At 75.1% G+C, this 7510-nt stretch carries 7 protein-coding genes and 1 pseudogene; 3 read left to right on the top strand and 5 right to left on the bottom strand.

Annotated features, from left to right (window positions below):
- The first annotated feature begins 105 nt into the window (after positions 1–105).
- Positions 106–1212: a cystathionine gamma-lyase gene (locus KME75_RS38170; RefSeq protein WP_219419814.1), complete on the top strand. Its 1107-nt coding sequence runs from the start codon at positions 106–108 to the stop codon at positions 1210–1212.
- Between the two features lie 62 nt (positions 1213–1274).
- Here the strand turns inward: KME75_RS38170 and araD are convergent.
- The 5 genes and pseudogenes from araD to KME75_RS38195 form a co-directional block, all read right to left on the bottom strand.
- A pseudogene (gene araD, locus KME75_RS38175) lies at positions 1275–3028 on the bottom strand (L-arabinonate dehydratase).
- Positions 3025–4662 carry a thiamine pyrophosphate-dependent enzyme gene (locus tag KME75_RS38180; protein WP_219419815.1) on the bottom strand — a complete coding sequence of 546 codons (1638 nt, stop codon included), beginning with the start codon at positions 4660–4662 and terminating at the stop codon, positions 3025–3027. Before KME75_RS38180 ends, araD begins: the two are co-directional and overlap by 4 nt.
- Positions 4663–4676: 14 nt before the next feature.
- Positions 4677–5099, bottom strand: coding sequence for a TSUP family transporter (locus tag KME75_RS38185; protein WP_219419816.1), 423 nt, complete (start codon positions 5097–5099; stop codon positions 4677–4679).
- Entirely contained in the window at positions 5060–5449 is a 390-nt protein-coding gene (locus tag KME75_RS38190) for a hypothetical protein (RefSeq protein WP_219419817.1), read from the bottom strand. Before KME75_RS38190 ends, KME75_RS38185 begins: the two co-directional genes overlap by 40 nt.
- Positions 5450–5456: 7 nt before the next feature.
- Complete coding sequence (locus KME75_RS38195; protein WP_219419818.1) at positions 5457–5681, bottom strand: hypothetical protein; 225 nt, start codon at positions 5679–5681, stop codon at positions 5457–5459.
- A gap of 83 nt (positions 5682–5764) precedes the next feature.
- Between KME75_RS38195 and KME75_RS38200 the strand changes: the two genes are divergently transcribed.
- Both KME75_RS38200 and KME75_RS38205 read left to right on the top strand, forming a co-directional pair.
- Positions 5765–6688: a D-isomer specific 2-hydroxyacid dehydrogenase family protein gene (locus KME75_RS38200; RefSeq protein WP_219419819.1), complete on the top strand. Its 924-nt coding sequence runs from the start codon at positions 5765–5767 to the stop codon at positions 6686–6688.
- Between the two features lie 13 nt (positions 6689–6701).
- Complete coding sequence (locus KME75_RS38205) at positions 6702–7415, top strand: ribonuclease activity regulator RraA (protein WP_219419820.1); 714 nt, start codon at positions 6702–6704, stop codon at positions 7413–7415.
- Positions 7416–7510 lie beyond the last annotated feature (95 nt).

Below are 7510 nucleotides of genomic sequence, written 5' to 3' on the forward strand. Positions count from 1 at the left end.
GGCCATACTGCCGTCCAGTGGCAGTATGGCCACCTTGCTGGCATGTGGGCGGCGCATCGGCGGCGGGCCGACGGGTCGCCCGCGGCGTGCACGTAGGGTGCCGCCGTGACAGGAGACGGCACCCGCTGCGTGCACGGCGGACACTCGGACGGACCGCTGGGCGCGCCGGTGCACCCCGGCCCCGTGCTGTCCTCGACGTTCCACCTCGGCCTGCCGGCAGACCCCCCGCCCGCGGACTTCTACGGCCGTGCCGACAACCCCACCTGGCGGGCGCTGGAGTCGGCGATCGGCGCGCTGGACGGCGGCGAGTGCGTGGTGTTCGGCTCCGGGATGGCCGCGATCGCGGCCGTGCTGCGCCTGACCGGCCGCGCCGGTGCGCTCGTGCTGCCCTCGGACGGCTACTACCTCGCCCGCTCGCTCGCCCACGGCGAGCTGGCGCCGCTGGGCGTCGAGGTGCGGAAGGTGCCGACGGCGGGCCCGTGGCCCGACGGCGTGCTCGACGGGGCGGCGCTGGTGCTGCTGGAGACGCCGTCCAACCCGGGGTTGGAGGTCGCCGACATCGCCGCGGTCGCCGAGGCCGCGCACGCGGCGGGCGCGCTGCTCGCCGTCGACAACACCACCGCCACTCCGCTGGGCCAGCGCCCCCTCGAGCTCGGCGCCGACCTCGCGGTCGCGAGCGACACCAAGGCGCTGGCCGGGCACGGCGACGTCGTGCTCGGGCACGTCAGCGCTCGGGACCCCGAGCTCGTCGCCCGGCTGCGCGAGGCGCGCTCCCGCGGCGGCGCGATCCCGGGGCCGATGGAGGCCTGGCTCGCCCACCGCGGCCTGGCCACCCTGGACCTGCGGCTGGCCCGGCAGGCGGCCAACGCCGAGGCGCTGGCGCAGGCGGTCCAGGGCCACCCTGCGGTGGCCGACGTCCGCTGGCCCGGCCTCGCCGACGACCCCGCCCACACGATCGCCGCGAAGCAGATGCGTCGCTGGAACGGGGTGCTGCGGTTCACGCTGCCGTCGGAGGCCGCGGTGGGGCAGTTCCTGGCCACGTCGCGGCTGGTCGGGTCGGCCACCAGCTTCGGCGGGCTGCGCAGCACCGCCGATCGACGGGAGCGCTGGGGCGACGACGTGGCGCCCGGGATGTTGCGCTTCTCCGCCGGGTGCGAGGACCCGGCCGACCTGGTCGCCGACGTCCTGGCCGCCCTCGACGCCGTCACATAGCCCGCGAGTCGCCCGTTTCCGACACGCGAGTCGCCCGTTTCTGACAGGTGAGTCGCCGGCGCTCAGTGGATCGCCGGCTCCGGGGCGCCCGATCCGGCGAGGAAGTCGAAGTCGCAGCCCTCGTTCGCCTGCGTGACGTGCTGCGCGAACAGCGCCCCGTACCCGCGCCCCGCGGGCGGTGCCGGCGGCTGCCACGCGGCCCGGCGCTGCGCCAGCTCCTCGTCGGGCACGAGCAGGTCGAGCCGCCTGGCCGGGACGTCCAGCGTGATCAGGTCGCCGTCGCGCACGAGCGCGAGCGGGCCTCCCGCGGCCGACTCCGGCGCGACGTGCAGCACGCAGGTGCCGTAGCTGGTGCCGCTCATGCGCGCGTCGGAGATGCGGACCATGTCGGTGACGCCGCGCTGCAGCAGCTTCTTCGGGATCGGCAGCTGTCCCCACTCCGGCATGCCGGGGCCGCCGAGGGGGCCCGCGCCGCGCAGCACGAGCACGCAGGTCTCGTCGACGTCGAGGTCGTCGGCGTCGATCCGGGCGGCGAGGTTGTCGTAGTCGTCGAAGACGACCGCGCGGCCGGTGTGCTGCAGCAGCTCGGGGCTCGCCGCGGTCGTCTTGATCACGCAACCATCGGGGGCGAGGCTCCCGCGGAGCACGGCGAGCGCGCCCTCTGGGGACAGCGCGCGGTCGCGGGGCCGGATGATGTCGGCGTCGTGCACCGCCGCGCCGGCGATGTTCTCCCCGAGCGTCCCGCCGCCCACGGTGCGCGCGTCGAGGTCCAGCAGGTCCGCCAGCTGCGCCATCAGCGCGCGCAGCCCGCCCGCGTCGTGGAAGTCGGCCATCAGGTACTCGCCCGACGGCCGGATGTTCGCCAGCACCGGTGTGCGCCGGGCGATCTCGTCGAACGCCTCCAGCGGCAGGTCGACCCCGGCCCGGCCGGCCATCGCCACCAGGTGGATCACCGCGTTCGTCGAGCCGCCGAGCGCCATCACGACCGTGACGGCGTTGCGGAACGCCGCGGCCGTGAGCACCTCGGCGGGGCGCAGGTCCTGCCACACCATGTCGACGATGCGCCGCCCGGTGGCGACCGCCATCCGCGCGTGGCCGGAGAACGCCGCGGGCACGGACGACGCCCCGGGCAGGGTGAGGCCGAGCGCCTCGGCGGCCGCGGTCATGGTGCTGGCGGTGCCCATCGTCATGCAGTGTCCGGGCGAGCGGGCGATGCCGTTCTCGATCTCGTTCCAGTCCTGCTCGGTGATCCGGCCGGCGCGTTTCTGTGCCCAGTACTTCCACGCGTCCGAGCCGCTGCCCAGCACCTCGGCGCCCCACCGGCCGGGCAGCATCGGTCCGGCCGGCAGGAAGACGAACGGCAGGCCCATGCTCGTCGCGCCCATCACCAGGCCGGGGGTGGTCTTGTCGCAGCCGCCCATCAGCACCGCGCCGTCCACCGGGTGCGACCGCAGCAGCTCCTCGGCCTCCATCGCGAGCATGTTGCGGTAGAGCATCGTCGTCGGCTTCTGGAACGGCTCCGACAGCGACATTGCCGGCAGCTCCACCGGGAACCCGCCCGCCTGCCACACCCCGCGCTTGACCTCCTCGGCCCGGTCGCGGAAGTGGGTGTGGCAGGGGTTGAGCTCGCTCCAGGTGTTGAGGACGCCGATCACCGGGCGGCCAGGTAGTCCTCGGCGTCGAAACCCATCTGCCGCGCGCGTGAGCGGTGGCCGAACGAGCGCAGGTCGCGCACGCCGAACCAGCGGTGGCTGCGCAGGTCCTCGGGGGCGACGCGACCGGGCGGTGCCGACGATTCGCTCGCGAGCTCGCTCATGCCGGCACCGTAACCCCGTGCTCGGCCAGCAGGTCGTCCAGCCGCGCGGCCGGGGAGATCACCTCCGGGTCGGTCCGGACGGCCACCACGGTGGGCCGCCGCCCGGCCAGCGCCCGCTGCAGGGCGTCGTCCAGCTCGCCGGCGTCGGTGACGCCGTACGCGGCCGCGCCCAGCCCCTCGGCCCACCGGACCAGGTCGACGTCGCCGATGTCGACACCGGCGGTGCGCCCGATGTCGCGGGCCTGGTGCATCGCGATCGTCCCGTACATGCCGTTCTGCAGCACCAGCACGACCACGGGCGCGCCGACGCGCACGGCGGTCTCGATCTCCTGGCCGGTCATCAGCACCCCGCCGTCCCCGACGACGGCGACGGCGGGCCGCTCCGGCGCGGCGAGCGCGGCGGCCACCGCGGCGGGCACGGCGTAGCCCATCGCCCCGTTCACCGGGGCGAGCTGCGCGGTGGTCGCCGGGAACCGCCAGTAGCGGTGCAAAAAGGCCGCGAAGTTGCCGGCGTCGTTGGTCACCACCCCGTCCGCGGGCAGGGCGCGCTGCAGCGCTGCGATCACGTCCACCGGGTGCACCCCGTGCCCGCGCGACTCGGGGCGGCCCGGGACGGTCGGAGTCGACCACGCGTCCACGGCGGCGTGCACGTCGGCCCAGTCGCCGTCGCGCGTCCCGCCCGGCGTGGCGGCCAGCGCCGCGAGCGCGGCGGCGGGATCGGCGTCGAGCCCCTCCGCGCCGTAGCGGCCGATGTGCACGACCGCGCAACCGGGCCGTGGAAGCGCGTACCGCTGGGTGGTGATCTCGTCGAGCCGGGTGCCGACCACCAGCAGCAGGTCGGCGCCCGCCACTGCGTCCACGGTCTGCGGCGGCACCGCCAGGCCGAGGTGGCCGAGGAACAGCGGGTGGTCGACCGGGAACGTGTCCTGGCGGCGGAACGACGTGCAAACGCCGATGCCGAAGCGCTCGGCCGCTCGCACCAGCTCCTCCCGAGCCGGGCGGGCCCCCTCGCCGACGATCGCGACGGGCCGGCGGGCGGCGAGCAGCCGTGCGGCGAGGTCCTCGACGGCGGCCGGGTCGGGCTGGGCGGGGGCCGCGGGCGCCGGGACGCGCACCGCGGCACCGTCGGGCAGTTCGACGTCGACGAAGTCGCTCGGCAGCGCGATCGCGACCGGACCGGGCCGCCCGCTCGTCGCGATCTCCCAGCCGCGCGCCACCAGGGCCGGGACGTCCTCGGCACGCTCGGGCGTGGCCACCCACTTCGTGATGGGCCCGTAGAACGCGGTGAGGTCGACCTCCTGGAACGACTCCCGCCCGCGCAGCCCCGAGTCGACCTGGCCGAGCAGCACGATCATCGGTGTGGAGTCCTGGTGCGCGGTGTGCACCCCGATGGCGAGGTTGGACGATCCGGGGCCGCGGCTGGCCATAGCCACCGCCGGCACCCCGGTGAGCTTTGCGTCGGCGTCCGCCATGAACGACGCCCCCGACTCGTGCCGCACCGACACCAGCTGCAGCCCGGGGTGGTTCGCCACCTCGTCGATCAGCGCGAGGAACGACTCGCCGGGGACGGTGTAGCAGCGCCGGGCACCGGCCTCGGCGAACAGGTCCGCCACGGCGGCGGCGACGGTGGTCATGAATGCAGTCTCCTTCAGGTCAGAGCCAGGACGATCGTGAATACCCCACCCGCCGCGGCGGCGACGAGGACCGTCGGGCGCAGCCACCGGTCGTCCAGATATCGGTTGAGCCGTCGGCTCGCCCACAGCCCGGCGGCGACGGCGGGCAGCAGCTGCAGCGTCACGAAAAGCTGCTCCAGGTGTAGCCTGCCCGCCACGGCCACGGCGGCCAGCGACATCAGGACGCCGGTCAGCAGCGCGAGCCCCACCGTCGCCCGCATCTCGGTGGGCGGGCGCCCGCGGTAGGCGAGGCTGATCGCGGGCCCGCCCACGCCGGCCGCCGTGCCGAAGACACCGGAGGCGAACCCGGCTGCCACGCGCTCACCCGCGCCTGCGCTGCCCGTCGGGTGCAGCATGCTCAGCCCGACCGCGGCCAGCAGCGCGACCCCGGCCACCACGGTCCGACGGCCACGCCGAGCGCCCCGGCGATGTCCGAGGCCTCGCTGACCCCCTGCGCGCCGAACAGCACCTCGGCCCCGATCGCCCACACCGACACGCCCAGGAACAGCACCACGACCGTGCCGAACAGCAGGTCGTACTGCTGGACCTTGCGGTGGGCCGGGGTCGTCCAGCCCTTCTCCCGCAGGAACTCGGGGTAGAAGAGGTTGGCCATCGAGCCGAGCGTGGCGAGGACGATGCTGGAGGCCACCAGCCCGGAGTCGAACAGGCCCTGCTGGGCCGGCAGCTCGAAGGCGAAGCCCTGCACCAGCTCGCCCCAGTTGATCCCGACGAGGACGATGCCGACCACGTCTTCGTCAACGCGCTGCGGGTCCTGCTGCACGTTGTAGAGCGGGCACCCACAGCAGCGCGTAGCCGTAGTTGCCGCCCGCCACCGAGTTGTCGATCAGGTCGCCGGTGCCGACCCAGCTCAGCGCGACGACGATCCCGGGCCCGAACGCCTTGACGTAGGCCAGGAAGTTGTCCGCGGGTGGTGCCACTGCGGCCTGCTGCGCCGGGGGGCGGGCGGAGGGGTCGCTCATGGTGTCTCCTCGTCGCCGTCGTCGAGTGAGGTTGGCATCCTGGTGCACTGGTATACCATCGTTTGCTGGAAATGAGGAGGGGTATGACGAGCAACGCGGTGCCGCGGGTCCACATCGGCCCGGCCGCACGGGACGAGCTGGTCGCGGCCGTGGAGGCCGCCGGAGCGCAGGTCGCGGCCCTGGGCGAGGCGGACGCCGTCGTCTGGACCGACTCCGACCCGACCAACTTCCCGCGCGAGCTGCCCATCGGGGTGCGCTGGGTCCAGCTGCCCTCCGCGGGCGTCGAGCGCTGGGTGGACGCGGTCGACGAGCGGCGGACGTGGACGTCGGCGGTGGGCGCCTACGCCCCCACCGTGGCCGAGCACGCCCTGGCCCTGCTGCTCGCCGGCACCCGGCAGCTGCCCGCGAGCATCCGGGCGACCGAGTGGCAGAAGCGGGAGATCGGCGGGGCGATCACCCCGCTGCGCGGGGCCACGGTCGCGATCGTCGGCTGCGGCGGCATCGGGCGCAGCCTGATCGGGCTGCTCGCACCGTTCGACGTCGAGGTGCTGGCGGTGACCCGCTCCGGCACCCCGGTGCCCGGCGCAGCGCGCACCCTACCGGCCGAGCGCACCGCCGAGGTGTGGCCCGCGGCCGACCACGTGGTGGTCGCGGCCCCGGCGACCGCGACGACGCAGCACCTCGTGGGCGCCGAGCAGCTCGCGGCGATGCGGCCGGGTGCGTGGCTGGTCAACGTGGCGCGTGGCTCGCTCGTCGACACCGACGCGCTCGTGGACGCGCTCGACCGCGGCGCCATCGGCGGGGCGGCGCTCGACGTCACCGACCCCGAGCCGCTGCCCGCAGGGCACCCGCTGTGGGGGCACCCGCGCGCGATCGTCACCCCGCACGTGGCCAACCCCCGGCCGCTCCTGGCGGCGGCGTACGCGGAGCGCGTGCAGGAGAACGTCTCCCGGTTCCGGGAGGGCGAGCCGTTAATCGGCGCGATCGACCCGGCCGCGGGCTACTGAGAGGGGAAGCGCGATGACGACGACCGAAGCGGCGGTGGACGCCCGCACCCTGGCGGCGCTCGGCGCGGCCAGCACGGCGACGCTGACGACCCAGCTGATGGCCCGCGGCCTGCGCAACACGTTCCTGCAGGGGCTCACCGCCCTCAACCCGGCCAGCACCCGCATGGTCGGCGAGGCGTTCACCCTCCGCTGCATCCCCGCCGGTGAGGACGTGGACGTGCTGGCGGTCTACCAGGACTACGACCACCCGCAGCGCCGGGCGATCGAGTCGGTGCCGCCCGGCGGCGTCCTGGTGATCGACTCGCGGGGCCGGACGCGGGCGGCGTCGCTCGGCCACATCCTCGCCACCCGGCTGGTGCGCCGGGGTGCCGCCGGCATCGTCACCGACGGGTCGGTGCGCGACAGCGCCGGGTTCGCCGACCTGGCGCTGCCGACGTTCGCGGCGGGTTCCTCGCCCACGACGAACCTCGTGCAGCACCACGCCGTCGACCTGCAGGTGCCGATCGGCTGCGCCGAGGTGGCCGTCTACCCCGGCGACATCATGGTGGGCGACCGGGACGGCGTGATCTGTGTGCCCCGGCACCTGGCCGCGGAGATCGCCGAGGCCGCGGTGGAGCAGGAGCGGCTCGAGGAGTTCGTGCTGGCGCGGATCGAGGCGGGGGCGCCGCTGCGTGGCACCTACCCGCCGGACGAGCGGACGCTGCAGGAGTACCGGAAGGAGCGCTGAGCGAGCCCAGCGGACGCCCAGCGGACGGCGGGCGGCCGGCCGGCCGGCGGACGGCCGGCGGACGCCAGCAAGGTGGCAATACTGTCACTGAGTGG

The sequence above is a fragment of the Pseudonocardia nigra genome (assembly GCF_019396355.1).
GTDB lineage: Bacteria > Actinomycetota > Actinomycetes > Mycobacteriales > Pseudonocardiaceae > Pseudonocardia > Pseudonocardia nigra.

Bases quoted from the DNA above. Each gene is read 5' to 3' on its own strand.
- KME75_RS38180 (WP_219419815.1), bottom strand. From the start codon at position 4,662: ATGACCACCGTCGCCGCCGCCGTGGCGGACCTGTTCGCCGAGGCCGGT.
- KME75_RS38195 (WP_219419818.1), bottom strand. From the start codon at position 5,681: ATGAGCGACCCCTCCGCCCGCCCCCCGGCGCAGCAGGCCGCAGTGGCA.
- KME75_RS38200 (WP_219419819.1), top strand. From the start codon at position 5,765: ATGACGAGCAACGCGGTGCCGCGGGTCCACATCGGCCCGGCCGCACGG.
- KME75_RS38205 (WP_219419820.1), top strand. From the start codon at position 6,702: ATGACGACGACCGAAGCGGCGGTGGACGCCCGCACCCTGGCGGCGCTC.